The sequence below is a fragment of the Brevundimonas sp. MYb52 genome, from assembly GCF_002979535.1.
GTDB lineage: Bacteria > Pseudomonadota > Alphaproteobacteria > Caulobacterales > Caulobacteraceae > Brevundimonas.
In genome coordinates this window covers 67,333-93,616 of record NZ_PCPB01000005.1, presented here as the reverse complement: position 1 = coordinate 93,616, position 26,284 = coordinate 67,333, and the positions used below count along the sequence as shown (strand labels likewise).

The 26,284-nt window shown below is 68.3% G+C and carries 19 protein-coding genes and 1 pseudogene; 8 read left to right on the top strand and 12 right to left on the bottom strand.

The window, feature by feature from the left end; translation table 11 throughout:
- Window positions 1-6: 6 nt before the first annotated feature.
- Window positions 7-1,674 carry an MFS transporter gene (locus CQ039_RS08080; RefSeq protein ID WP_105690024.1) on the top strand — a complete coding sequence of 556 codons (1,668 nt, stop codon included), beginning with the start codon at window positions 7-9 and terminating at the stop codon, window positions 1,672-1,674.
- A gap of 64 nt (window positions 1,675-1,738) precedes the next feature.
- Here CQ039_RS08080 and CQ039_RS08075 read toward each other — a convergent pair whose 3' ends face one another.
- Together CQ039_RS08075 and CQ039_RS08070 are read right to left on the bottom strand one after the other, a co-directional pair.
- The gene (locus CQ039_RS08075) at window positions 1,739-3,040 is read right to left on the bottom strand and encodes a sugar MFS transporter (RefSeq protein ID WP_105563800.1); all 1,302 of its coding nucleotides are present in this window, start codon (window positions 3,038-3,040) and stop codon (window positions 1,739-1,741) included.
- 169 nt (window positions 3,041-3,209) lie between these two features.
- A complete protein-coding gene (locus tag CQ039_RS08070) occupies window positions 3,210-5,987 on the bottom strand; it encodes a TonB-dependent receptor (protein ID WP_199183606.1) in 2,778 nt (925 codons plus the stop codon).
- A gap of 271 nt (window positions 5,988-6,258) precedes the next feature.
- Between CQ039_RS08070 and CQ039_RS08065 the strand changes: the two genes are divergently transcribed.
- Entirely contained in the window at window positions 6,259-8,103 is a 1,845-nt protein-coding gene (locus CQ039_RS08065; RefSeq protein ID WP_105563802.1) for an alpha-amylase family glycosyl hydrolase, read from the top strand.
- Entirely contained in the window at window positions 8,100-9,743 is a 1,644-nt protein-coding gene (locus CQ039_RS08060) for an alpha-glucosidase (protein ID WP_105563803.1), read from the top strand. Before CQ039_RS08065 ends, CQ039_RS08060 begins: the two co-directional genes overlap by 4 nt.
- A gap of 7 nt (window positions 9,744-9,750) precedes the next feature.
- On the opposite strand, the gene CQ039_RS08055 is transcribed toward CQ039_RS08060, so the two are convergent.
- The gene (locus CQ039_RS08055; RefSeq protein WP_199183611.1) at window positions 9,751-10,809 is read right to left on the bottom strand and encodes a LacI family DNA-binding transcriptional regulator; all 1,059 of its coding nucleotides are present in this window, start codon (window positions 10,807-10,809) and stop codon (window positions 9,751-9,753) included.
- Window positions 10,810-10,871: 62 nt separating this feature from the next.
- Between CQ039_RS08055 and CQ039_RS08050 the strand changes: the two genes are divergently transcribed.
- From CQ039_RS08050 to CQ039_RS08030, 5 genes and pseudogenes are all read left to right on the top strand, one after another.
- A complete protein-coding gene (locus tag CQ039_RS08050) occupies window positions 10,872-12,935 on the top strand; it encodes a glycoside hydrolase family 97 protein (RefSeq protein WP_105563805.1) in 2,064 nt (687 codons plus the stop codon).
- An 80-nt stretch (window positions 12,936-13,015) separates the two neighbouring features.
- Window positions 13,016-14,482 carry an MFS transporter gene (locus tag CQ039_RS08045; protein WP_233190248.1) on the top strand — a complete coding sequence of 489 codons (1,467 nt, stop codon included), beginning with the start codon at window positions 13,016-13,018 and terminating at the stop codon, window positions 14,480-14,482.
- Complete coding sequence (locus tag CQ039_RS08040) at window positions 14,479-15,420, top strand: alpha/beta hydrolase (protein WP_105563807.1); 942 nt, start codon at window positions 14,479-14,481, stop codon at window positions 15,418-15,420. Before CQ039_RS08045 ends, CQ039_RS08040 begins: the two co-directional genes overlap by 4 nt.
- Window positions 15,421-15,435: 15 nt before the next feature.
- Complete coding sequence (locus CQ039_RS08035; RefSeq protein WP_105563808.1) at window positions 15,436-17,799, top strand: glucan 1,4-alpha-glucosidase; 2,364 nt, start codon at window positions 15,436-15,438, stop codon at window positions 17,797-17,799.
- A 141-nt stretch (window positions 17,800-17,940) separates the two neighbouring features.
- A pseudogene (locus CQ039_RS08030) lies at window positions 17,941-19,200 on the top strand (D-amino acid dehydrogenase); the annotation flags it as partial.
- 65 nt (window positions 19,201-19,265) lie between these two features.
- Here CQ039_RS08030 and CQ039_RS08025 read toward each other — a convergent pair.
- From CQ039_RS08025 to CQ039_RS07985, 9 genes are read right to left on the bottom strand one after another with little or no spacing between them, the layout of a single operon-like run.
- Window positions 19,266-19,724 carry a chemotaxis protein CheE gene (locus tag CQ039_RS08025; RefSeq protein ID WP_105563810.1) on the bottom strand — a complete coding sequence of 153 codons (459 nt, stop codon included), beginning with the start codon at window positions 19,722-19,724 and terminating at the stop codon, window positions 19,266-19,268.
- A 10-nt stretch (window positions 19,725-19,734) separates the two neighbouring features.
- Complete coding sequence (locus tag CQ039_RS08020) at window positions 19,735-20,325, bottom strand: response regulator (RefSeq protein ID WP_105563811.1); 591 nt, start codon at window positions 20,323-20,325, stop codon at window positions 19,735-19,737.
- Entirely contained in the window at window positions 20,325-20,681 is a 357-nt protein-coding gene (locus CQ039_RS08015) for a hypothetical protein (RefSeq protein WP_105563812.1), read from the bottom strand. The genes CQ039_RS08020 and CQ039_RS08015 overlap by 1 nt, the downstream gene beginning before the upstream one ends.
- Window positions 20,681-21,223 (bottom strand): chemotaxis protein CheD, encoded by a 543-nt coding sequence (locus tag CQ039_RS08010; RefSeq protein WP_369831553.1) that lies wholly within the window; start codon window positions 21,221-21,223, stop codon window positions 20,681-20,683. Before CQ039_RS08010 ends, CQ039_RS08015 begins: the two co-directional genes overlap by 1 nt.
- Complete coding sequence (locus tag CQ039_RS08005; protein ID WP_105563813.1) at window positions 21,220-21,609, bottom strand: response regulator; 390 nt, start codon at window positions 21,607-21,609, stop codon at window positions 21,220-21,222. Before CQ039_RS08005 ends, CQ039_RS08010 begins: the two co-directional genes overlap by 4 nt.
- A gap of 9 nt (window positions 21,610-21,618) precedes the next feature.
- The gene (locus CQ039_RS08000; RefSeq protein ID WP_105563814.1) at window positions 21,619-22,659 is read right to left on the bottom strand and encodes a chemotaxis response regulator protein-glutamate methylesterase; all 1,041 of its coding nucleotides are present in this window, start codon (window positions 22,657-22,659) and stop codon (window positions 21,619-21,621) included.
- Window positions 22,656-23,522, bottom strand: a complete 867-nt coding sequence (locus tag CQ039_RS07995; protein ID WP_105563815.1) for a protein-glutamate O-methyltransferase CheR — start codon at window positions 23,520-23,522, stop codon at window positions 22,656-22,658. The genes CQ039_RS08000 and CQ039_RS07995 overlap by 4 nt, the downstream gene beginning before the upstream one ends.
- Window positions 23,519-23,992, bottom strand: coding sequence for a chemotaxis protein CheW (locus CQ039_RS07990; protein WP_105563816.1), 474 nt, complete (start codon window positions 23,990-23,992; stop codon window positions 23,519-23,521). Before CQ039_RS07990 ends, CQ039_RS07995 begins: the two co-directional genes overlap by 4 nt.
- 5 nt (window positions 23,993-23,997) lie before the next feature.
- Window positions 23,998-26,274, bottom strand: a complete 2,277-nt coding sequence (locus CQ039_RS07985) for a chemotaxis protein CheA (protein ID WP_105563817.1) — start codon at window positions 26,272-26,274, stop codon at window positions 23,998-24,000.
- Window positions 26,275-26,284 lie beyond the last annotated feature (10 nt).

Genomic DNA, 26,284 nt, shown 5'->3' with positions numbered 1-26,284 from the left:
CGCGTCATGACCGCCCCCGAGACCGCGCCGCGCGCGCACTCCGGCGCCCTGGCCCCGCTGAACCATCCGGTCTTCCGCGCCGTCTGGATCACCAGCCTGGTGACCAATTTCGGGGGTCTGATCCAGTCGGTCGGCGCCGCCTGGATGATGTCCTCCATCGCCTCGGCCCAGATGGTGGCCCTGGTCCAGGCCTCGGTCACCCTGCCGATCATGCTGCTGTCGCTGGCGGCGGGCGCCCTGGCCGATACGGTGGACCGACGCAAGATCATGCTGGCGGCCCAGAGCTTCATGCTGCTGGTCTCGGCCGGGCTGGCGGTCATAACCTATGTCGGTTGGATCACGCCCTGGGTCCTGCTTTGCTTCACCTTCCTGATCGGCTGCGGCACGGCCTTCAACGGCCCGGCCTGGCAGGCCTCGGTCGGCGACATGGTCCCGCGTGAGGATCTGGCCGGGGCCGTGACCTTGAACTCCATGGGCTTCAACCTGGCCCGCAGCGTCGGCCCGGCCATCGGCGGCCTGATCGTGGCGGCGGCGGGGGCGGCGGCGGCCTTTGCGGTCAACGCCGTCAGCTATCTGGGCCTGCTGGTCGTCCTGTTCCGCTGGAAGCCCGATCGGCCCAAGCAGACCCTGCCGCGCGAGGGCCTGCTGGCGGCCATGGCGGGGGGCCTGCGCTACGCCTTCCTGTCACCGCGCGTGACGGCGGTCCTGCTGCGCGCCGTGGTCTTCGGCGTGGGGGCCAGCGCGGTTCAGGCCCTGATGCCCCTGGTGGCGCGCGAGGGCGGCGGCGGGCCCCTGGCCTTTGGCCTGCTGCTCGGCGCCTTCGGCATAGGCGCGGTGGGCGGCGCCCTGTTCGTCGGTCGACTGAGGGCCAAGTATGAGACCGAGACCGTGGTGCGCGTCTCCACCCTGGCCTTCGCCGGGGCGGCCGCCGTCGTCGGCTTCAGCCCCTGGCTGGCCCTGACCCTGCCGGCCCTGATGATCGCGGGCGCGGGCTGGGTGCTGACCCTGTCCAGTTTCAACGTCACGGTGCAGATGTCTGTGCCGCGCTGGGTCGTGGCGCGGGCCTTGGCGCTGTATCAGATGGCGGCCTTCGGCGGCATGGCGGGCGGCAGCTGGCTGTGGGGTTCGCTGGCCCAGAGCCAGGGTCTGGACATGGCGCTCGGCCTTTCGGCGGGGGTGCTGGTCCTGTGCGTCCTGATCGGGCTGAGGGTTCCCCTGCCCTCGACCGCCAACCTGAACATGGACCTGCTGCGGCGCTGGACCGAGCCAGAGACGCAGCTTCCGATCGAGCCGCGCAGCGGGCCGGTGGTCGTGACCATTGCCTATCGCATCCGCGAGGAAGACATCGACGCCTTCCTGGCCGTGATGGACGAGCGCCGCCGGGTGCGCCGCCGCGACGGCGCTCGCCAGTGGCACCTGATGCGCGACCTGGCCGAGCCCGACGTCTGGGTCGAGAAGTACCAGACCGCCACCTGGCTGGATTACGTCCGCCACAACCAGCGCATCACCCAGGCGGACGCCGACATCTCGCAGCGCATCTACGCCCTGCATCAGGGGCCGGACAAACCCGTGGTCCACCGCCTGATCGAGCGGACGACCGCGCCCCTGGCCGCCAACCTGCACGGCGACCGCCACTATGGCGAGCCGCTGACGGACCCGACGCGGTCATCCTGATTCCCATAAGAAAAGGCCGCGCCCGAGCGATCGGACGCGGCCCCTTCCCGTCGATGGCGCGAACCTAGTGCGGCGAAGCGACCGGGCCTTCGCTGTCGCGGCCCTTGGTGCGGGCGCAGACGATGGCGAAGACGGTCAGCAGCAGATAGCCCGCCACCGGCACGAAGAAGCCCAGATGGATGTCGCCCGAGCGGTCGGCCACCTGCGCCGCCAGCAGGGGCAGCAGAGCCCCGCCGATGATGCCGAAGACCAGCAGGCCCGAGGTCGCGGCGGCCGGCGCGCTCGACCGCTCCAGCGTCAGGGTGAAGATGCTGGGGAACATGATGGAGTTGAAGAAGCCGACAGCCAGGGCCGCATAGGCCGCCGTCACGCCGCCCGTCTGGGTGACGATCAGGCACAGGGTGGCCGCGACCACGGTGCAGATGCTCAGCAGGACGCCGGCGTGGATGCGGGTCAGCAGCCAGGAGCCGATGAAGCGGCCGACCATGGCCCCGCCCCAGTAGAGAGCGACCATCTTGCCCGCCTCATGGACCGGAATGTTCAGGATGTCGGGACCGGACAGGAAGTTGGTCAGCATGTTGCCGATGGCCACTTCGGAACCGACGTAGATGAAGATGGCCAGGGCGCCGAACAGGGCCCAGCGCGACTTCAGCGCCGACAGGATGGCGGCGGCGCCGACCGGTTCGGCCGCGTCATGGGCCGGGGCGGCGGCGTTGATCTGCTTGCGCGCCGAGAAGATGAAGGCGGCGATCAGGGCGAAGAAGGCCCCCATGCCCAGGAAGGCGATGTCGATGCTGCGCAGGGACTCGCCGCGCGTGGCCACGGTGACGACCGCGCCGGCGGCGAAGACCCCGCCGGTCAACAGGACGTGCGCGCCCAGCCACGGCCCGACCGTGGCCCCCAGGGAGTTGAAGGCCTGGGAGAAGACCAGGCGGAAGTGCGAGCTCTTCTTGGTGCCCAGCTCGGCCACCAGCGGATTGGCCGCCACCTGCAGCAGGGTCACGCCCGAGGCGATGACGAACAGGGCCAGCAGGATGCCCGGATAGAAGTCGATGATGGTGGCGACCGGCACGATCAGACAGCCCAGCACCATGGTCAGCAAGGCGGCGATGATCGAGCGGCTGTAGCCCAGACGCGTCAGCACCGCCGCCGCCGGCAGCGAGGCCACGCCATAGGCGATGAACCAGGCGAAGGTGGTCAGGAAGGATTCAGTGTAGCTGAGGTCGAACACTCGCCGCACCGCCGCGATCAGCGGGTCGATCAGCGAAGTGGCGAAACCCCAGGCGAAGAAGAGGCTGGTGACATAGGCGAAGGCGAGGCCGGTGCCGCGCACGGCTCCCCCCGTTCCACTTTGCGGTTGGCTCATGGTCGCTCCCCGAAGGACCGCGACGACAGCGCCGCGATATACAAGAACTGTCTAGGCAAGACGGCGCGGCGTCCAGAGCAGGAAGCGCGCCGAAAATCATGCTGAGGCAAAAAAGAGGGGGCCGGCCTCGAAAGACACGGCCCCCAGTCGGCTCAGAAGAGAGAAGGGATCAGAAGCGGTAGTTGACGCCGACCAGGAAGGTGCGGCCGTACTTCTGGAAGTCGATGGTGCGGCGCTCGTCGCCGTTCTCGAAGGTCTTGAACGGCTCGTCGGTCAGGTTGTTGACCTGGGCCAGGATCGACAGACCCTCGGCCGGACCCGACTGGAACTCATAGCCGATCTGGGCGTCGATGATGCTTTCCGCCGCGACCGAACGCAGGGTGCGGCCGTTGCCGAAGCCGGCGACCTCGCCCAGGAAGTCCGACCGGTAGCGGTGCGAGAGGCGGGCCTGGAAGCCGTACTTCTCGTAATAGACCGTGGTGTTGACCACCGTTTCCGACAGACCCGGCAGGGTGGTCGGAGCCTGGGTCGGATCGGGCTGGATCTCGCTGTCGGTCCAGGAGGCGCTGAACTGACCGCCGAAGCCTTCCAGCATCGGATGGATGATTTCGAACGGCGCAGACACCGCGAACTCCACCCCCTTGATCCAACCGCCGTCGCCGTTGTCCGGCGCGCCGATCAGGCCTTCACGCAGGACCGGTTCGGGGTTGCCGACGCCGATCGGATAGCCGGTGAAGTCAAAGACCTGATTGTGGTTGTAAACATAGCTCTCGAGGTTCTTGTAGTAGGCCGCCAGCGAGACATAGCCGCGACGGTTGGCGAAATACTTCTCGATCGAAATGTCGGCCACGTCGGCGATGAAGGGACGCAGTTCCGGGTTGCCGCCGCCGCCCGACCAGGGCGAACGGTTGATGTCGCCAGACTGGGCCAGGGCCGGGTTGTAGCTGTAGTTCCGCGAGGCGCGCATGTCGTCCATGCGCGGGCGAGCCAGGGTGCGGGCCGCCGCGAAGCGGACGAAGAAGTCGTCGCCCGCCTCCACGATGAAGTTGGCGCTGGGCAGGATCTCCAGGTAGTCGACGCCGCCCGCAACGGCCAGGGTCTGGGACACGCCGGGCGCCAGCTGGCTGGCCGAGAAACCGGTCGAGGCCTGGTCCGTATAGACGGCCTGAACGCCGACGTTGCCGGTCAGCGGCATGCCGAACAGATTGTGATCGATGTTGGCGCGGATGAAGGTGGTGGTGACCTTTTCCGAGACTTCCCAGTTGCCGGCGGCGACGTCGGCATTGGGGTTGCGCACCTTGGCCAGGGCGCCGCTGTTGATCACGCCCAGGGCGTCATAGCTGATGACCTTGGAGATGCCGAGGTAGCCCAGGTCGGTCGGGTCCATCAGGAACTGGGTCGGGATGGCCAGATCGCCGCCGCCCGGCACGGCCAGGTAATACTGGTCGTTGACGAAGGACTTCTCGCGTTCCGAATAGTTGACGCCGAAGTCGATCGAGCTGAACGGGCTCTGATGCAGTTGGCGGGTGGTGACGAAGCGGACCGCCTTGATCTCGTCCTCGATGGACGGGGTGTTCATGTAGCCGGCCTGGCCGCCCGGAATGACGTCGCCGCCCCAGCCCTGCGGGCTGGTGATCTTGATCAGGTTCGGATCGGAATAGTCCAGCTGGCTGGTGAAGCGGGTCACGCCGTCGCCGGTCAGTTCGAAGCCCAGGGTGTCCAGGGCGCCATTGATGTTGCGGCCGGTGCCGGCGTTGGTCTCCAGGATGATGTCGTTGCGCTCGACCTTGGAGTAGTTGAGGTCCAGGTTGAACGACCAGTCGTCATTGGCGACGAACTCGGTGTTCCAGCCCAGGGCCGTGATGTTGCTGTCGCGCTTGTTCAGGTCGTTGCGGACCACGCCCTTGATGTTGTCCCAGGTGCCGGCGACGATCATGCCGTCTTCAACGGTGTAGCCGGGGCGCAGCGACGGGCCGGGACGGCAGTCAGCGAGCGAACCGGGGCAGGCGCCGGACGATCCGCCCCAGGCCAGCGGGAACTCGATGCCGCGCAGGACCTGGGTGTTCTTGAACTCGGAATAGAAGGCGTCGATCGTCGAGTGGAAGCGATCGTTCGGGCGCCATTCCAGCACGCCCATATAGCCGTCACGCTCCAGCTCCGACGACATGACGTAGGGCTTGACCCCGCCGGTCAGCAGGTTGCCGTCGCTGTGGGTCGGATAGCCCCAGGCGTTGAAACGCTCCGACTGATAGGGCGACGTCATGTGGGCGTAGCCCAGGGCGATGCCGATGGTGTCGTCCGCGAACTGGTCGATATAGCTCAGCGTATAGCGGCTGCCGTTGTCGGTGGTGCCCGAGTTCAGGGCGCCGATGTCGTTCCACTCATAACGGGCGTTGGCCACGATGGCGCGACGACCGTAATCCAGCGGACGCACGGTCTTCATGTCCACCGTGCCGGCCAGGCCCTGACCGGTCAGGGCGGCGTCGGGCGTCTTGTAGACGATGACGCTGGACATCAGCTCCGAGGGGAACTGGTCGAATTCGACGCCGCGGTTATCGCCGGTCGTCACCATTTCGCGCCCGTTCAGCAGGGCGGTGGTGAAGTCCGGGCCGAGGCCGCGAATGGAGATCTGCTGGCTGCGGCCATCGAGGCGCTGCATGGTCACGCCGGGCAGGCGGGCCAGGGATTCAGCGATCGAGACGTCGGGCAGCTTGCCGATGTCTTCGGCCGAGATGACTTCGACGATCGAGGTGTTGCGGGCCTTGGCCGAGATCGAAGCCTCGATCGAGCGACGGATGCCGGTGACGACGATCTCGTCGACCTGGGTCGCCTGGTCGTCCTGCGAGGCGGTCTGCGCCTGGGCGCCGCCCGCCAGAGCCAGGGTCATGACAACGCCCAAGGCGCCGCCGGTCATGAGGCGCGCACGCCGGGTGAAGCCAGAAGCCATCGTCATCCTCCCATGAGTGTCGCTCTCTGATGAAGCGATCTGACGCAAACTTATGCAAATCTATGACAACCTTGCAAGCCGGTAATGTTTGAGACCGGACCATGTTCGACCAAAACACCCGTCAGATTGGCCTATATTGCGGCGCAACATGGGGGCGCGCCTGGAAAACAAGGCGAAAATGGCGCGGTTGACAGGCCCGTCCGTCGCTGCAAAAACTTGCAAATCGATCTCCCCGGCATCGCATCGGAGAGACAGGACAGGGAGGGCCGCCATGCCCAGGACGCCACGCCGCAGGAAGAGTCTGCTCGCCGCCGCCGCCGGCCTGAGTCTGCTGGGCGCCGGAGCCGCCTCGGCCCAGACGTCGGCCCAGGCGCCCGCCGCCTCGACCCTTGAGGCCATGCGTCAGCGCCCGCCGCAGGACGAGGTCATCTACTTCCTTCTGCCCGACCGCTTCGCCAACGGCGACGCCGCCAACGACCACGGCGGCTATGCGCCGGACCGGCTGATTAGCGGCTTTGATCCGTCCAGCCCCGAATTCTATCACGGCGGCGATCTGGCCGGAGTGATGCAGAAGCTGGACTATCTGCAGGGCCTGGGCGCTACCGCCATCTGGCTGGCCCCCGTCTTCAAGAACAAGCCGGTGCAGCCGACGGTCGGCCGGCCGATGGCCGGCTTCCACGGCTACTGGATCACCGACTTCACCCGCCCCGACCCGCATTTCGGCGAGCCGGAAACGATGAAGGCCCTGGTCGAGGCGGCCCATGCGCGCGGCATGAAGGTCTATCTGGACATCGTCACCAACCACACGGCCGACGTGATCCAGTATCGCGAATGCCCGAAAAACGACTGCGCCTATCGTCCCGTCGCCGACTATCCCTATACGCGGCGCGGCGGCGTGGAGGGTGCGGCGATCAATGACGGTTTCCGCGGCGACGGGGATGCGTCGGACTTCGCCCGGCTGACCGATCCGACCTGGGCCTACACGCCCTACATCCCGGCCGGCGAGGAGACGGTGAAGGTCCCAGCCTGGCTGAACGATCCCCTGCTCTATCACAACCGGGGCGACTCGACCTTCCGGGGCGAAAGCTCGACCCACGGCGACTTCGCCGGGCTGGACGACCTGTTCACCGAGAACCCGCGCGTGGTTCAGGGCATGATCGAGATCTTCGGCGACTGGATCGACGACTACGGGATCGACGGCTTCCGCATCGACACGGCCAAGCATGTGAACCCCGAGTTCTGGCAGGCCTTCGTCCCGGCCATGATGGAGCGGGCCAAGGCCCGCGGCATCCCCAACTTCCATATCTTCGGCGAGGTCTATGACCACGACCCTGCGGCCCTGGCCCAGCACACGCGGGTGGACAAGCTGCCCGCCGTGCTCGACTTCGGCTTCCAGTCGGTCGCCACCGATGTGGCCAATGGCGCCAAGGCGCCGGACGCCCTGGCCAAGCTGTTCGCCGCTGACGCCCTGTATGAAGGCGGGGCTGAGGCCGCGCTGCAGCTGCCGACCTTCCTGGGCAACCACGACATGGGTCGGATCGGCGGCTTCGTGCTGAAGGCCCATCCCCAGGCGCCGGACGCCGAACTTCTGGCCCGCACCAGCCTGGCCCACGCCCTGATGATGTTCAGCCGAGGCGTGCCCACCCTCTACTACGGCGACGAACAGGGCTTCGCCGGCGGCGGCGGCTACGGCGGCGGGCGTCAGGACATGTGGGACGGGCAGGTCGAGACCTATCGCACCGAGCAGCGCATCGGCGGCCTGCGCGACCCTTACGACCGCGGAGCGCCGCTTTATCGCGCCATCAGCGAAATGGCCCGGCTGCGCGCCGCCGACCCGGCCCTGCGTCGCGGCGAGCAGACGGTGCGCGCCGCCGCCGAGGCGCCCGGCCTGTTCGCCATCACCCGCGCCCTGCCCGGCCAGACGGGCGAGACCCTGGTGGTGTTCAACACCGGGACCGAGTCGCTGAGCGCCAACATCTTGGTCGATCCGTCCTCGACCCGCTGGACCGCCGCGCGCGGGTCCTGCCCCGCCGCTTCCGCCGCGCCAGGCGTGGTCCGCGTGACCGTGCCGCCGCTCGACTACCTGATCTGCGTATCCGAAGGCCCTGCCCAGTGACCCTTGCGACCCTCCCCGTCGTCCCCGCTCCGGAGCAGGCCCATCAGGAATGGTGGCGCGGCGCCGTCGTCTATCAGGTCTATCCGCGCAGCTTCGCCGACAGCAACGGCGACGGCGTCGGCGATCTGAACGGCATTACGGCGCATCTGGATCATATCGCCTCGCTGGGCGTAGACGCGGTGTGGATCTCGCCCTTCTACACCTCGCCGATGAAGGACTTCGGCTATGACGTGGCCGATTACTGCGACGTCGACCCCGTGTTCGGGACCCTGGCCGACTTCGACCGGCTGGTGGAGAAGGCCCACGGCCTGGGGCTGAAGGTCATCGTCGACCAGGTCTGGTCGCACACCTCTGACCAGCATGAGTGGTTCAAGGCCAGCCGCCAGGACCGCACCAATCCTCACGCCGACTGGTATGTCTGGGCCGACGCCAAGGCCGACGGCTCGCCGCCCAACAACTGGCAGTCCGTCTTCGGCGGGCCGGGCTGGACCTGGGACGCGCGGCGCGGCCAGTATTATCAGCACAACTTCCTGCCCGAGCAGCCGCAACTGAACGGCCGCAATCCGGCGGTGCAGGACGCGCTTCTGGCCGCGGGCAGGTTCTGGCTGGATCGCGGGGTGGACGGCTTCCGCCTGGACGCCATCAACTTCATGATCAACGACCCGTCGCTGAAGGACAATCCGGCCTTCCCGGCGGGCGGCAAGCGGACGCGGCCGTTCGACTTCCAGGACAAGATCTACAACCAGTCCCACCCCGACATCGCCCCCTTCCTGGAGCGGGTGCGGGCCCTGACGGACTCCTACGGCGACGGGCGCTTCACCGTGGCAGAGGTCGGCGGCGACCACGCCGACCGCGAGATGAAGGAATACACCGCCGACGATCGCCACCTGCACAGCGCCTACGGCTTCCTCTACCTCTATGCCGAGCGAATGCTGGCCGATCTGGTGAAGACCGGCGCGGCCATGTGGCCTGGCACTCAAGGAGAAGATGGGCAGGGCGAGGGCTGGCCGTCCTGGACCTTCTCCAACCACGACGCGCCGCGCGCCATCTCGCGCTGGGCCGAGGGCCGCAATGAGCGCCAGTTGGCCGAGATGCTGATGCTGCTGCTGGTGAGCCTGCGCGGCAACGTCTTCGTCTACTACGGCGAGGAGTTGGGCCTGCCGCAGGGCGAGGTGCCGTTCGATCGTCTGGTCGATCCCGAAGCCATCGCCAACTGGCCGCAGACATTAGGCCGCGACGGCGCCCGCACGCCCATGCCGTGGACGGCGAACGCCCCCTTCGCCGGCTTCTCGAGCGTCGAGCCCTGGCTGCCGGTGGACGCGCGCCATCCCCCGATGGCGGTCGATGTCCAGAACGCCGACCCCAAGTCGATGCTGAAAGCGACGCGCCGCATCCTGGCCCTGCGCCGCGCCTGTCCGGCCCTGCGCATCGGCGAGATGACGGTGCTGACCACCGCGCCGGTCCTGACCTTCACCCGCGAAGGCGGCGGCGAGGCCCTGCTGGCGGCCTTCAACCTGGGCCATGAAGCGCAGGAATGGACCGCGCCTGCGGGCTATGCCGTCGTCGACAGCGTCAACCTGAGCCAGGCTGGCGTCCTGCCGCCGCTGGGCGGCGTCCTGCTGCGCAAAGAGGCCGGCTGAGGTGGGATCAGCCGCCGCAGCTCTCGCGCACGATCAGGTCCGTCGGCACGCGCTCGGAGCGGCCGGCGGCGTCGCCGCCGTGGTCCAGCAGCTTGGACACCATCAGGCGACCGGCCTTCATCGTGTCCTGAGCAATGGTGGACAGAGCCGGGCTGGAATAGCGGCTGAAGGGGACGTTATCGAAGCCGATGACCGAGACGTCGCGCGGCACGCTGCGACCCGCGTGGGTCAGGGCGCGCACGGCGCCCAGGGCGATCTGGTCGCTGGCGCAGACCACGCCGTCGAAGTCTACGCCGCGCCGCAGCAGGGACTCGACCGAGGCCTCGGCGGACTCGACCTCGAAGTGGGCGTCCACGATCAGGGCCGGATCAACCGGCAGACCCGCGCTGGCCAAAGCATCCAGATAGCCGCGATGGCGCTGCATGGCCTCGGGCGGATCGAGGTCGCCCAGGAAGACGATGCGTTTACGCCCCAGTCGGGCCAGGTGCAGGGTCGCCCGACGCCCGCCGTTGATGTTGTCCGAGCCGATCGAGCAATAGAGCTGATCGGGCAGCTCAGCGCCCCAGACGACGAAACGCGCCTCGGTCTCGACCAGGCGGTTGAAGGCCGCGTGCAGGGTGCTCTGCCCCAGGAAGATGACGCCATCGGCGCGGCTGGTGGTCATGGCGGCGGCCACGTCTTCATAGGTCGCCGGGGCCAGATGGCTCATGATCAGGTCGCAGCCGCGCTCGCGCGCCGCCTCGCCCACCCCGGCCAGCAGTTCCAGAAAGAAGGGGTCGCTGAGACGCCCCTCGCGCCCCTGCGGACGCGGCACCACCAGGGCGATGGTCGCCTCGGCGCCGATGGGGCCCGCCGGCATGTAGCGGCGGAACGGATAGTCGTGCTCGCGCGCCAGCTTCCAGATCAGTTGCTTGGTCCGGTCGTTGACCGCCGGGTGGTCGTTCAGGGCGCGCGACGCCGTGGAAATCGAGACGCCCGCCAGTTGGGCCAGGTCTTCCAGTCGCGTGGACTTGCGGCTCAAGGGTCGCGGGCTCCGAAAACAGTCGCTGCAAAATTTGCTGCAAATCTTGCTCTCTCATGCGCCCGTCAAACGGCGTCTGGCAAGAGCCTTTGTTACAGGACGTGATTATGTTGAAACGCCGCTCCTTCCTCGCCCTCGGGACCGTCTCGGCCCTGGCCTTCGGCGCCCCCGCCGTGGCCCAGACGACCTCGAACGCGGTGCGCGCTTCGTCGCCGGGCGGGGTGCTGACGATCGAGATGGCCACCGACAACGACGGGCGCCCGACCTATGCGGTCAGCCGTCTGGGCCGCAAGGTGGTGGACACCTCCTGGCTGGGCTTCCTGCTGACCGACGCACCCATGCTGGAGCGCAACATGACCCTGTCGGCGGGCGCCCCCGTCACGGTGGACGAGACCTGGGAGCAGCCCTGGGGCGAGCGCCGCTATGTGCGCAACCACTACAACGAATGGCGGGTGTCATTCACCGAGAAGGCGGGTCTTCGCCGTCGCTTCGACGTGGTCTGCCGCCTCTATGACGACGGCCTGGGCTTCCGCTACGAATTCCCTGAGCAGGAGGGGCTGAAGACCGTCCGCATCGGCGCCGAACTGACCGAGTTCAACCTGTCCGAGGACGGCGAGGCCTGGTGGATTCCGGCCTGGGAATGGAACCGCGAGGAATACCTCTATAACCGCACCCGCATCGACGCGGTCGGCAGCGCCCAGACGCCGATGACCGTGCGCGGCGACAGCGGCCTGCACGTCTCGATCCACGAAGCGGCCCTGATCGACTATGCGGGCATGAACCTGCGTCGCGCCGAGGGACTGAAGTTCCGCGCCCAGTTGACGCCAGGCCTGACCAACGCCGCTGTGGTGCGGCAGGCCCCCTTCCACACGCCATGGCGCACTCTGCAGATCAGCGACAGCGCCGCCGGCCTGGTCGAATCCAGCCTGATCCTGAACCTGAACGAGCCCAACAAGCTGGGCGACGTCAGCTGGTTCAAGCCAATGAAGTACCTCGGCGTCTGGTGGGAAATGCACCTGGAGCTGAAGTCGTGGGGTTCCGGCCCCAAGCACGGCGCCACCACCGAGAACGCCATCAAGCACATCGACTTCGCCGCCGAGCACGGCTTCGGCGGGGTGCTGGTCGAGGGCTGGAACAAGGGCTGGGACGGCGACTGGTTCGCCAACGGCTCGGACTTCAGCTTCACCGAATCCTATCCCGACTTCGACATCGAGCGGGTGACGGCGCACGGCCGGGCCAAGGGCGTGCAGCTGATCGGCCACCACGAGACGGGCGGCAACGCCTTCCACTATGAGCAGCAGCTCGAACCGGCGATGGCCCTGTATCAGCGACTGGGGATGCACTCGGTCAAGACCGGCTATGTCGCCGACGCCGGCGGCGCGCGGGTGGCCGGACCCGACGGCCGCGCTGTCATGGCCTGGCACGAGAGCCAGCCCATGGCCCAACACCACATGCGCGTCATCGAGACGGCGGCCAAGCATCAGGTCGCGGTCAACGCCCACGAACCGTTCAAGGACACCGGCCTGCGCCGCACCTATCCCAACATGATCAGCCGCGAGGGCGCGCGGGGCATGGAGTTCAGCGCCTGGGGCCAGCCGGGCAACCCGCCCGAGCACGAGGCCAACCTGGTCTTCACCCGCCTGCTGGCCGGGCCGATGGACTATACGCCGGGCATCTTCGGCATGGAGACGCGCAGCCCCGGCGGCATCCAGACCACCTGGGCCAAACAGTTGGCCCTCTATGTCGTCATCTACAGCCCGATCCAGATGGCGGCGGACCTGCTGGTCCACTACGAGGCCAACCCCGCGCCCTTCCAGTTCATCAAGGACGTGCCGGTCGACTGGGCCGAGACCAAGGTTCTGGACGGCGAGATCGGCGACTTCGTCGTCATCGCCCGCAAGGATCGCCATTCCGACGTCTGGGCCCTGGGCGCCGTGTCGGACGAGCATCCGCGCAGCCTGAGCGCCTCGCTGAGCTTCCTCGACGCCGGTCGCCGCTATCGCGCGGAGATCTATCGCGACGGTCCCAACGCCGACTATCGCGGGAAGCGCGAGGACATCGTCATCGAGCAGCGCGAAGTCACGTCCGCTGATACCCTGACGCTGAACCTGGCCCCCGGCGGCGGCCAGGCCATCCGCTTCGTGCCGCTGGGAAGGAAGTCGCGCCGATGAGCGAAGCCGCCCCCGTCCTGTCCGCTGAAACCGGAAGGCCGCGCGCCACGCGTCCCAAGCTGCCCCGACCTCGTCTGTCGATGTGGGCGATCTGGAACATGTGCGTCGGCTTCTTCGGCATCCAGATCGGCTTTGGTCTGCAGAACGCCAACACCAGCCGCATCTTCCAGACCCTGGGCGCCGAGATCGACAGCCTGGCCATCCTGTGGATCGCCGCGCCGGTGACGGGCCTGCTGGTCCAGCCGATCATCGGCCACTTCAGCGACAAGACCTGGGGGCGGCTGGGCCGTCGTCGGCCCTACTTCCTGGTCGGGGCCCTGCTGACCTCGGCGGCTCTGGTAGCGATGCCGAACAGCCCGACGCTTTGGTTTGCGGCGGCCATGCTGTGGATCATGGACGCCTCGATCAACATCACCATGGAGCCGTTCCGCGCCTTCGTCGGCGACAACCTGCCGGAGGAGCAACGCACCACCGGCTACGCCATGCAGAGCTTCTTCATCGGGACGGGGGCGGTCTTCGCCTCGGTCCTGCCGTGGCTGCTGTCGAACGTCTTCCACGTCGCCTCGACGGCGGCGGAGGGGGCTGTGCCCCTGTCGGTCAAGATCGCCTTCTACGTCGGGGCGGCAGGCCTGCTGGCCACGGTGCTGTGGACCGTCTTCACCACCAAGGAATACAGCCCGGCCGAGATCGCCGCCTTCGACGGGGTGGCCGAGAACGACCCGGCCCCGACTTCGCCCGAACGCGGCGCGGGCCTCTATGGCCTGGGCGGCCTGACCTTCCTGGGTCTGGGCGCGGCGGTCGCCGCCGTGGTCTTCGCCTCGGGATGGGAGAAGGAGCTCTATATCCTGGCCGGCGCCCTGGCCGTCTTTGGCGCCCTGCAACTGGCGACCGCCGCCTTCCGCCGGGCGGCGCGCACCAACGGCCTGACCGAGATCCTCGACGACGTCTTCGCCATGCCGGACACCATGAAGGGTCTGGCCGTGGTCCAGTTCTTCAGCTGGTTCGCCCTGTTCGCCATGTGGATCTACACCACGGCCACGGTGACGGCGGTCCACTATGGCTCCTCCGATCCCACCAGCGCCGCCTACAACGCCGGGGCCGACTGGGTCGGGGTGCTGTTCGGCGTCTATAACGGGGTCGCGGCCCTGGCCGCCTTCCTGATCCCGGTCGTGGCCCGGCGGACAGGCCGTCGCGGCGCCCACGCCATCAATCTAGTGCTCGGCGGGCTGGGCCTGATCGGCGTCGCCATGATCCGCGATCCAGCCCTGCTGTGGCTGCCGATGATCGGGGTGGGCTTCGCCTGGGCCTCGATCCTGTCCATGCCCTACGCCATCCTGGCGGGCGCCCTGCCGGGGCGGAAGATGGGCGTCTATATGGGCGTCTTCAACATCTTCATCGTCGTGCCCCAGTTGCTGGCCGCGACCATCCTCGGCCTGATCCTCAAGCACCTGTTCGCGGGTCAGGCGGTCTACGCCCTGATCATCGGCGGCGTCAGCTTCTTCATCGCCGCCGTCTCGGCCCTGTTCGTGCGGGAGCACAAGGCATGAGCCAGGAGACGAAGCTGTCGCGCCGCATGACCCTGGGCCTGCTGGCCGCCCTGCCCTTCGCGGGCCAGGCCGCGGCCGACATCCCGGTCGATGGGAAACTGGTCGAACACCCGGACTTCGCCTCCGCCCACGTCCAGCCCCGCAACGTCACTGTCTGGCTGCCGCCCGGCTATGAAGCGGGGTCGCAGCGCCATCCCGTTCTCTACATGCACGACGGCCAGAACCTGTTTGACGCCTCCAAGGCCAATTTCGGCGAGTGGGGCGTGGACGAGCATCTGGGCCGACTGATCGCCAACGGCCAGGTCCGCGCCCCCATCGTCGTCGGCATCTGGAACACGCCGCTGCGTCTGCGTGAGTATGTCCCCGCCGACCTGATCAAGGCCCTGCCCGCAGACGTCCGCGACGACGTCCAGGCCATCTATGGCGGCGCGCCGCTGTCGGATGAGTATCTGCGCTTCATGGTCGAGGAGCTGAAGCCCTTCATCGATCAGACCTATCGCACCTTGGCCGGACCGACGGACACCTTGGTCAGCGGCTCCAGCATGGGCGGCCTGATCTCGCTCTATGCGGTGATGAAACACCCGCAGGTCTTCGGCACCGCCGCCTGTCTGTCGACCCACTGGCCCCTGCGCATCGACGGTCTGGACGACCCAGCGGCCCTGGCCGTCTGGCGCGACAAGGTGGTCGGGGCCTGGACCCGCGTGGTGGCCGAGGGCCTGCCAACACCCGGCTCGCACCGCTTCTATTTCGATCGCGGCGACGAGACCCTGGATCAGTTCTACGCGACCTTCCAGAGCCGCATCGACGCCGTCTTCCGCGAGGGGGGCTATGGCCCGCGCGACTTCCAGACCCTGTTGTTCCCCGGCGCCCAGCACAATGAGGCGTCGTGGAACGGCCGCCTCGACGTGCCGCTGAAATTCCTGCTGACGCCTGCCTGAGTGAGAGATTTTCCCATGCGTGTTTTCAAGAGCCTGATCCTCGCCGGCGCCGCCGCCTCCGTCCTGACCGGCGCCGCCTCGGCGCAAACCGCTCCGGGCGCGCCCGGCGAGACCCCGACCTGGGCCTATGCCGCCAAGGTGGGCGCAGGCACGGCCTATGAGGCCTATGTCGACGGCGCCTATCGCGACGGCGGGCCGACCGGGACCGTGTCCAAGGTCTGGTTCTCCATCGCCGACGGGGTGCTGACCGAGACCATGTACGGCCTGATCCATGAGGCCCAGATCAAGCAGCTGCGTCTGGCCGTCGTCACCGACAGCGGCCTGGCGGTCGAAGGCGCCGACACCGACTTCACCATCGACTATCTGCACAAGGACGCCGAGGGTCGCCCCCTGTCGCCCGCCTACACGGTGACGACGACGGACAAGGCCGGGCGCTTCGCCATCGACAAGCAGGTCTTCACCGATCCGGACGGCCAGGCCCTGATCCTGCGCGTCACCGTGCGGGCGCTGAAGGGCGGCGTGACCCCCTATGTCCTGCTGGAGCCGCATATGGCCAACACCGGCGTGGACGACCGGGGCGAGGCGGCCGCGACCGGCCTCTACGCCCACGAAGGCGACGTCCATCTTTCCTTGCGTCCCAGCGCCCCGTTCGAGGCCGCCAGCGTCGGCTTCATGGGCGCCTCCGACGGTCTGACCGGGCTGAAGGCCGGCGCCCTGCCCGCCTATTCGACCACGGGGGATGCGGGCGGCAACATCATGCTGACCGGCGCTCTGCCGCATCTGGAACAGGGCCAAACCGTCAGCCGCGACTTCGTCATCGGCTTCGGCGACAGCCGCGCCGCCGCTGAAGCCCAGGCCGACGCCGCCCTGACGACCGGACTGGACGAGGTGCTGAAACGCTTCAACGGCGAGGGCGAGCGGGCGGGCTGGGAAGACTATCTCGCCTCCCTGAGCGAACTGCCCCGCGTCGCGGCCCAAGCGACCGACGGCGGCAAGCTGGCCTATGCCTCGGCCCTGATGATCAAGTCGCTGGAGGACCACACCCACGCCGGCGCCCTGATCGCGTCATTGTCCAATCCGTGGGGCGACACGGTGGACGCGTCCAAGCCTTCGACCGGCTACAAGGCCGTCTGGCCGCGCGACTTCTATCAGGTGGCGATGGCCTTTGCCGCCCTGGGTGACAAGGACACCCCGCTGGCGGCCTTCCACTACCTGCCCCAGGTCCAGGTCGGGCCGAACACCCCCGGCAACAAGGGCGCCGGCGGCTGGTTCCTGCAAAAGACCCACGTCGACGGCACGCTGGAATGGATGGCGGTCCAGTTGGACCAGACGGCCATGCCCATCATGCTGGGCCATCGCCTGTGGACCCTCGGCTGGCTGTCCGACGCCGACATGACCGACATGTACGCCAAGATGCTGAAGCCCGCCGCCGACTTCCTGGTCGATGGCGGTCAGGTGGACATCGACTGGAACCAGAACGAGATCCGCCCGCCCTTCACCCAGCAGGAACGCTGGGAGGAGCAGCAGGGCTATTCCCCGTCCAGCACCGCCGCCGTCGTGGCCGGTCTGACGGTCGCCGCCGAGATGGCCCGCGCCGCGAACGACGCCCCGAGCGCCGCCCGCTATCAGGCCGCCGCCGACCGCTATGCCGGTCAGATCGAGGCCAGCATGTTCACCACCAACGGCGACTTCGGCGACGGGCGCTACTACGTCCGCATCAGCCGCAACACCAACCCCAATGACAAGGCCCCCATCGGCGAGGCCAACGGCCAGATCGCGCCGGCCGAGGACCGGGTCATCGACGGCGGCTTCCTGGAACTGGTGCGCTATGGCGTACGGGCGGCGAATGACGAGCACGTGGTCGCGACCCTGGGCGAATACGACGACACGGCGCGCGAGGACCTGTATCGCGTCCGCTACGACTTCGGTCCGGCGGGCGACCAGACGCCCGGCTGGCGCCGCTATGGCGTCGACGGCTATGGCGAGGACGTGTCGGACGGCAAGGGCTACGGCGTCGGCGGGATCATGGCGCCGGGCCAGCGCGGCCGGGTCTGGCCCTTCTTCACCGGCGAGCGCGGCCACTATGAACTGGCCCGCGTGCTTCAGGCCGGGACCGCCGACGCGGCGTCGCTGAGCGCCATCCGCCAGACCTATGTGCGCGGCATGGAGCGCTTCGCCAACGCCGGCCTGCTGCTGCCCGAACAGGTCTGGGACGGCGTGGGCGCCCCGACCCGCCACAACGAGGCCATGGGCGAAGGCACCAACTCGGCCACCCCCCTGGCCTGGACCCACGCCGAATACCTGAAGCTGCTGCGCTCGCTGGCGGACAAGGCGGTCTGGGACCGCTACGCCCCGGTCGAGACGCGCTTCATAAAGTGAGCAAATAATCGGCCCGGATCAGCGCGATCCGGGCCGAACTGTTTCAACAAGGCGACATGCTGCAGCGCACACGCGCGGCGATGGCTCGACAAACGCAAAAACTGGTCTAGGGATCGACGCGCGGAAGGTTCGCGTAAGGTCAAGACCATGAAGATCGCAGTCCTGGGCGCCGGCGTCATTGGCGTGACGACGGCCCACTATCTGGCCAAGGCCGGCCACGAGGTCACGGTGATCGACCGCCAGAGCGGCCCGGCGCTGGAGACCAGCTTCGCCAACGCCGGCGAGATCTCGCCCGGTTACTCCTCGCCCTGGGCCGCGCCGGGCATCCCGGCCAAGGCGGTCAAGTGGCTGTTCATGCGCCACGCCCCGCTGATCCTGCATCCCCATGCGAACATCGCCACGGTACGCTGGCTGCTGGCCCTGCTGCGCAACTGCACCTCGGCCCGCTATGCGCTGAACAAGGCGCGGATGGTGCGCCTGGCCGAATACAGCCAGGAGGTTCAGACCGCCCTGAACGTCGAGCTGGGCCTGGAATACGACCACCGCACCCAGGGCACCTTGCAACTGTTCCGCACGCAGAAACAGCTGGACGGCATCTACAAGGACACCCAGGTCCTGCGCGAAGGCGGCGTGCCGTTCGAGGTGCTGGATCAGGACGGCTGCGTCGCCGCCGAGCCGGGCCTGAAGGCCACGCGCGACCTGTTCGTCGGGGGCCTGCGCCTGCCCAAGGACGAGACCGGCGACTGCTTCAAGTTCACCAACGCCCTGGCCGATACGGCGACGGGGCAAGGCGTGACCTTCCTGTGGGACACCGCCATCAAGGCTCTGATCACCGACAAGGGCCGCATCTCGGGCGTCCAGACCGACAAGGGCGTGATCACCGCCGACGCCTATGTCCTGGCCCTGGGCTCCTATTCGCCGCAGATGGTCAAGCCGCTGGGCATGACCCTGCCGGTCTATCCGGTGAAGGGCTATTCGATCACCGCCCCGATCATCAATGAGCCCGCCGCCCCCGTCTCGACCATCATGGACGAGAGCTACAAGGTAGCCATCACGCGTCTGGGCGACCGCATCCGCGTCGGCGGCATGGCCGAGATCTCGGGCTACAACAACGTCCTGCCGGAACAGCGCCGCAATACGCTGGAGCACTCGGTGGGGTCGCTGTTCCCCGGCGCGGGCGACCTCAAGGCGGCGTCCTACTGGTCCGGCCTGCGGCCCATGACGCCGGACGGCACCCCGGTCATCGGCGGAACCAAGTTCGACAACCTGTTCCTGAACACCGGCCACGGGACGCTGGGCTGGACCATGGCCTGCGGCTCGGCCCGCGTCATCGCCGACATCGTCAGCGGCAAGGCGCCCGACATCGAGACGGCTGACCTGGGCATCGCGCGCTACGGGTGACCGCGCTCAAGCAGCCTGAAGGACGTTAGCGCACTAAAATCCTTCTCCCCTTGCGGGAGAAGGAATTATGCCTCCTGCCGCGCTTTCGCCGCCACGGAGCGCAGGCCCAGCAGCAGAGCCTCGGTCGTGGCGTCGGCCTTGCATCCGCCCGTCAGGATCAGGCGCATGGCCTGGACGTGGACGGCGACCGTGGGCCAGTTCCAGGCGCCGTTAGCCTGCATCCGGTCGGCCACGTCGCACAGGCTGTAGCCCGCATCATAGAGCGGCCCGGTGTCGAAGAAGCCGGCCGTGTCCAGCAGGGACGAAGCCAGGCGATAGACCTGAGGCTCGCTGTCCGGCGCTGCGGCGGCGACGACCAGTTCCAGCTCGGTGATCGTGCCGGCGATGGTGGTCATGACGTCGTCGCGATGCCGCTCCAGCCGCTCGTTGGCGCGGCGTTCCACGTCGGCGATGGTGCGCCCGCCCGGCTGAGCCATCTGACGCGCCAGGGTGGTCTTGATCTTCAGGGTGCGGGCTTCGGTCACTTGGCGGTGCTCACAGGGCGACTCTTTGCGGCTTCATCAGCATGTCGATGTCGGACTGATCCATGTTCTCCTCGACGGCGGCGCCGACGTGGGCCGAGAGGTCGTCCTTGCGGCGTCCGGCCATGCCCAGGGGCGGGCCAAAGTTGCGCACGCGCCGGTCCGGGCCGACATAGGTCTCGCACTCGACGAACTCGCGCTCGTCGCCCGCCAGCCACAGGATGCGTTTCAGCAGCACCGCCGGGGTCAGAGGCTTGGTGACCACGAAGCTGACGCCGCAGTCGCGCCCCTCGCGCACCTTGGCCTGGGAGGCGTGGCCGGTCAGCAGGATAACGGGGATGAAGCGCAGAGGCGCTGGGGTCTCGCGGCGCAACCAGCGGGCGAAGGCGTAGCTGTCCATCTCGGGATCGGCGCAGTCGATGACGATCAGGTCGACGGCGCGGTTCTGGATGACGCGCACCCCTTCGGTCGCCGAGGCGCACTTGATCTGCTCCTTGACGCCGAAGCCCTGGAAGACCGAGCTGAGCATGTCCAGCGCCTGGGGATTGTCGTCGATCAGCAGGACCGTCGACTGCTCCAGATTGACGCGGTCGGTCGCGCTCATCAGTCGAACAGCAGCAGGTCGCCGGACACGGCGGCGGGCGCAGCCGGCGACGACGGCTTCACGCGATAGGTCAGTTCGCGCAGGCGGTCGGCCATCTCCGCCAGAGGCAGGGCGGCCAGGGCGGTGTCCATCGGCTGATCGGCGGCCAGGGCCCCGGCCAGGCCCGACAAGGCGTCGACGCGCTGGCTCAGGACGTCAAAGGCCTGCATCCGTGTCAGGAAGGTCAGGCGCTGCTCGGGCGGGGCCAGACGCAGCAGCTCGGAGACCAGGCCACCGGCCTCGTCCACGCCCGCGCGGATGTCGGCCAGTTCGGCGGCGACCGCGCTCAGCAGGCCCCTGGCGTCGTCGTCGGTCATCAGAACAGCTCCAGCGCGCCGGCGTCGACGGGCGGCGGCGGCGGCGCCGGACGCGGGGCGACCGCATCCGTGACCGCGCGTTGCAGCGCCCGACCGGTCACCGGCCAGTAATGCAGTCGACGCCCCCCGGCGCCCCTCAGGCTGGAGCCGACGACGGGAATCCCCTCGTCGGCCAGAAAACGCTCGGCAAAGTCGGCGTTGGACGCGCCCACGTCCTTCAAGGCGTCGAACATGCGGCCGCCGCCGAACAGCTTGGCCTCCAGCCGGTCGCGCCGACCGCCCGCCTTCAGCACGTCGTTGATCAGCAGTTCCATCGCATAGGCGCCGTAGCGACGCCCCGCGTCGGTCCCCGCCCCCGCGCCTTCGGGCAGCAGGAAATGGTTCATGCCGCCGACCCCGGCGACGGGATCGCGCAGGCACATGGCGACGCAGCTGCCGAGCACGGTCGAGAGCACGACGTCGGGATCGGACGTCACAAGGTGCTCGCCCTGGCCGACATGGACGCGCCTTTCGGCCGTCAGCTGATCGCCGGCGCGGATCACGTCAGCGGGCCGAACACGCCTTCCAGCTTCTCTTTCAGCTGGGCGGTGGTGAAGGGTTTGACCAGATAGTTGTTCACGCCGAACTGGACGGCGCGCTGCACCAGTTCGCGATCGGCGCGGCCGGTCAGCATGATGAAGGCGGTCTTGGAGGTCGGCGGGTGGGCGCGGATGGCCCGCAGCAGGCCCAGGCCGTCCAGGTTCGGCATGTTGAAGTCGGAGATGACCAGGTGGACCGGCTTGGTGATGATCGAGCGCAGGGCCAGCTCGCCGTCGGCGGCCTCGGAAATCTCGCGCACGCCGATCTGCTGCAGGCTGTTGCGGATCAGGGACCGCATGGTCAGTTGGTCGTCGACGACCAGGACATTGAGAGCGGAGGCGGCAGGCATAGGCGGTCCTTACGCAACAGGCTTTGAGACGTGGGCGCCGGCGGCGCACAGCTCGAGAATGGCGGGGGCGAGACGGGGCAACGACAACTGACGCTCCACGGCGCCCAGCTCGAAGGCGGCGCGCGGCATGCCGTAAACGACGCTGGAGGCCTCGTCCTGGCCGAGCGTCCGCGCGCCGGCCTGACGCATGGCCAGCAAGCCCCTGGCCCCGTCCTTGCCCATGCCGGTCAGGATAACCCCGGTCATGGGACGCCCCAGACGGGCGACCGCGTTGAACAGGACGTCCACCGAGGGGCGATGGCCGTTGACGGTGTCAGCGGCGACCAGGCGGCAGCGCCCGCCCGCGACTTCCAGATGGGTCTCGCCGCCGGGAGCGATATAGACGTGGCCCGGCATCAGCGGAGCGCCGTCCACGGCCTCGGTGACGGTGGCGCCGGACGCCTTGTCCAGCCGGGCGGCGAAGCTCTTGGTGAAGGTGGCGGGCATGTGCTGCGTCACCACGGTCGCCGGGCAGTTGGCCGGGAAGGCCGACAGGATGTTCAGCAGGGCCTCGACCCCGCCGGTCGAGGCGCCGATGGCCAGGATGTGGTTGGGGTCAGCGCGATAGGCGCCGTCGACTGCGCGCGCCTCCCGCGTTTCCAGCGGGCGAACCCGCGACCGGGCGGCGATCTTCACCTTTTCCGCCAGGTCAGCGAAGGCTTCCTGGGCGGGCACGCCGGGCGCGGGCTTGGCCACGGCATCCACGGCCCCGACCTCCAGCGCCGCCAGGGTTACGTCGGTCCCCGCCTGGGTCAGGGTCGAGACCATGACCACCGGCATGGGCCGCAACCGCATGATCTTCTCGAGGAATTCCAGCCCGTTCATATTGGGCATCTCGACGTCGAGGGTGATGACGTCGGGGTTCAACTCCTTGATGGCCGCACGGGCCTCCAGAGGATCGGCGGCCGTGCCGACGACCGAGATCTCGGGATCGCGACGCAGGACGGCGCTGATCAGGCTGCGCATGGTGGCGCTGTCGTCAACGATCAGGACGCGGACGGGATTGCTCATGCCCGGCCTCCCAGGCGATAGGCCGTCAGGCCGCAGGTCTGCAGTTGGGCCGTCGCCGGGCCGCTGACGCGCTCGGAATGGCCGATGTAGAGGGTGGCGCCAGGGGCCATGATCGGGGTGAAGCGGCCCCAGACCATTTCCTGGGTCGCGTCGTCGAAATAGATGACCACGTTGCGGCAGAAGATTACGTCGAACTTGCCGCGCATGGGCCAGTCGCCGATCAGGTTCAGCTCGCGGAAGGACACCAGACGGCGCAGGGTCTCGTCGGCGCTGAACAGGCCGGGTCGGCCCGCGACCGGCGTGAAATGCTTGCGACCGGCGGCCGGGACCGGCGACAGCAGTTCGTCGGAATAGACGCCCGCCGCCCCCTCGGCGACCATGTTGGGGTCGATGTCGGTGGCCAGGATGCGCACGTCCAGATCAGCCGCTTCCGGCAGGACGTCCAGCACGGTCAGGGCCATGGAATAGGGCTCCTGTCCGTTGGAGCAGGCCGCCGACCACAGACGCACGCGCCCGCCCGCCCGCGCCCGCGCCGCCAGTTCCGGCATGACCTGGTCGCGCAGGTGATCGAAGTGGTGCGGCTCGCGGTAGAAACGGGTGACGTTGGTGGTCAGGGCCGCAGTCATGGCCTGACGCTCATCAACGCCCTCGACGCCCTCGATCAGGGCGCAGTAGTCACGGAAACTGCGCAGGCCCAACAGACGCAGGCGCTTGGCCAGGCGGGAATAGACCAGGGCGGCCTTGCCCTCGCTCAGGGCGATGCCGGCGTGGGCGTGCAGGGTCTGGGCGATGTGGCGGAAGTCCTCGGCGGTGAAGACGAACTCGCCTTCGACCAGGGACGCCCGCCCTGAGGCGGTGGTCATGCGGCTTCGGCTTCGCTTTCGGCCGGCAGAACGTGGTTGAGATCGATCAGGCTGATCATGCGGCCGCCCTCGACGGCGAAGATGCCCTGGACGAAGGTCTTCACGTGGTCGCTGGCGACGTCAGGCGTCGGCTGGATGGTCGAGTCCGTCAGTTGCACGATGTCCGACACGGCATCGACCAGCAGGCCGACCAGGCGGTTGCCGATATGGGCCACCATGATGACGTGGCGGGCGGTCGGCTCGTTCGTGGCCAGACCGAAGCGGGCGCCCAGGTCGATGATCGGCAGGACGATGCCGCGCAGGTTGATCACGCCCTTCATATAGGACGGCGAGCGCGGCAGCGGGGTCGCCGGGGTCCAGCCGCGGATCTCGCGGACGCTCATGATGTCGACGCAGAATTCCTGTTCGCCGATGCGGAAGGCGATCAGTTCGCGGTCGGCGCCGGCGACGTTGGAGGTGACTTCGGTCATGGGTCTCAGCTCGCCATCTTCAGTTCAGGACGATTGGGTTTGCGGCGCCCGGCGGTGACCAGGGCGTCGATGTCGAGGATCAGGGCGACGCTGCCGTCGCCCAGGATGGTCGCGGCGGAGACGCCGTCGACGTGGCGATAGTGGGTTTCCAGGCTCTTGATGACGACCTGGCGCTGGCCGTTGATGGCGTCCACCAGCAGGGCGGCGCGCGCACCGGCCTCGGTCTCGACGATCATGACCACCCCGCCGCTCAGAGGCGTGGCGTCGTCACGGAAGCCCATGACCCGACCCACGTCCACCAGAGGCACGAACGCCTCGCGGAAGCGGATGACGGCGTCATGGCCGCCGACATAGTGGATGTCCTCGACGCGCGGGGTCAGGCTCTCGACGATGGCCGACAGCGGCGCCACCAGGGTCTGTTCGGCGGCGTCCACCACCATGCCGTCCAGCACGGCGAGCGTCAGCGGCAGGCTGAGGGTGAAGGTCGAACCCTTGCCCGGCGCCGAACTGATCGAGATGCGGCCGCCCAGGGCCTGAATGGAACGCTTGACCACGTCCATGCCGACGCCCCGGCCCGAGACGTCGGTGACGGTCTCTGCGGTCGAGAACCCAGGCAAGAATATTAGATTGTCGACCTCGTCGTCGGTCAGGACGGCGTCTTCGGCGATCAGGCCGCGATCCACGGCGATGCCGCGCACGCGGGGGCGGTTGATGCCCTTGCCGTCATCAGCGATCTCGATGACGATGCGGCCCGAGCGGTGCAGGGCGGCCAGGCGCACCGTGCCCTCGGCGGGCTTGCCGGCGGCCTCGCGCTCCTCCGGGCTTTCCAGCCCGTGGTCGATGGCGTTGCGCAGCATGTGGGTGATCGGCTCGGCCAGGCGTTCGACCACGGTCTTGTCGACCTCGGTGTCCTCGCCGGACGTGACCAGACGCACGCGCTTGCCGGTCATGTCGGCGACTTCGCGAACCAGACGCGGCATCCGCTGGAACACCGACTTCACCGGCTGGGCGCGGATGGCCATGACGCTGTCCTGAATATCGCGCGTCAGCAGTTCCAGGTCTTCCAGACCCAGGGCGATGTCGGACGAACGGGCCAGGCCGCTTTCCATCACGCGCTGGGCCAGCATGGCCTGCTGGATGACCAGTTCGCCGACCACGTTGATCAGGCGGTCAACGCGGTCCAGGTCGACGCGGATGGTCACCGGGGCGGCGGCGGCGGGAGCCGAAGGCGCAGCAGGGGCCGGAGCGGCATGCGCAACCGGCTTGGGCGCGGCGGCGACCGGCGCGGGCGCGACGGGGGCCGGGGTGGCGACGACCGGAGCGGGCGCAGGCGCCTCTACGGGCGCGGCGGCCTTGGCCAGCAGGGCGGCGATGTCGAACTCGGGTTCGGCGGGGGCGGCGTCCGGCACCGGCAGCGGCGGCAGATCGGTCTCGACCACGGCGTCGCCCAGGGCGGTGATGCTCAGGTCGCAGTCCATCTCGACGAAGTCGAAGACGTCGCGCACGGCGGCCTCGGACGCGTCGCCCGAAAGCGTGATGGTCCAGATCAGATGGGCGTCCTCAGCGTCGAGGGCGTCCAGCATGGGCAGGCCGCTGTCGTCCAGCTCGACCGAGGTCGGCCCCAGACGCGTCAGTTCGCGCAGCAGCAGGCTGACGTCGTTGGCGCTGGCGTATAGGCGCGGATGCGGGCGGAAGACGATGCGCCAACCCACGGTCGGGGGGGCGGCGCTCGACGCGGTCAGGTCGGGCAGGTCGAGCGGCGGCAGATCCAGCGACGGCAGTTCGGCGGGCGCGCCGAAGTCGGCCAGGTCCAGCGTCAGGGGGGTGAAGCCGAAGTCGTCTTCATCAGCGGCTGCGGCGACCGGCGCAGGGGCGACCGAGGCGGCGACGCCGTGGGTCAGGACCTCCAGCTCGGCCACCAGACCGGCGGAACGCGCGGCGTCAACCGGCGCGCCGGTTCCTTGTGCGGCGGCGATGTGGTCGGCCAGGACATCGGAGGCGCGCAGCAGGGTCTTGACCGTAACGTCGTCGCAATCCTTCCGACCCGAGCGCAGTTCGTCCATCAGGGTCTCGAAGACATGAGCGAAGCGAACCAGATCTTCCAGACCAAAGGCCCCTGCCCCGCCCTTGACCGAATGGACGGCGCGGAAGACGGCGTTGATCGTCTCGGCGTCGCCCTGGCCGGTCTCGAGCGCCAGCAGATTGGCTTCCAGGTCGCCCAGCAGTTCGCTGCACTCCTGGAAGAAGGTGACCTTGATGGCCTCGAACGGATCGTCGCTCATCTGGGGGTCC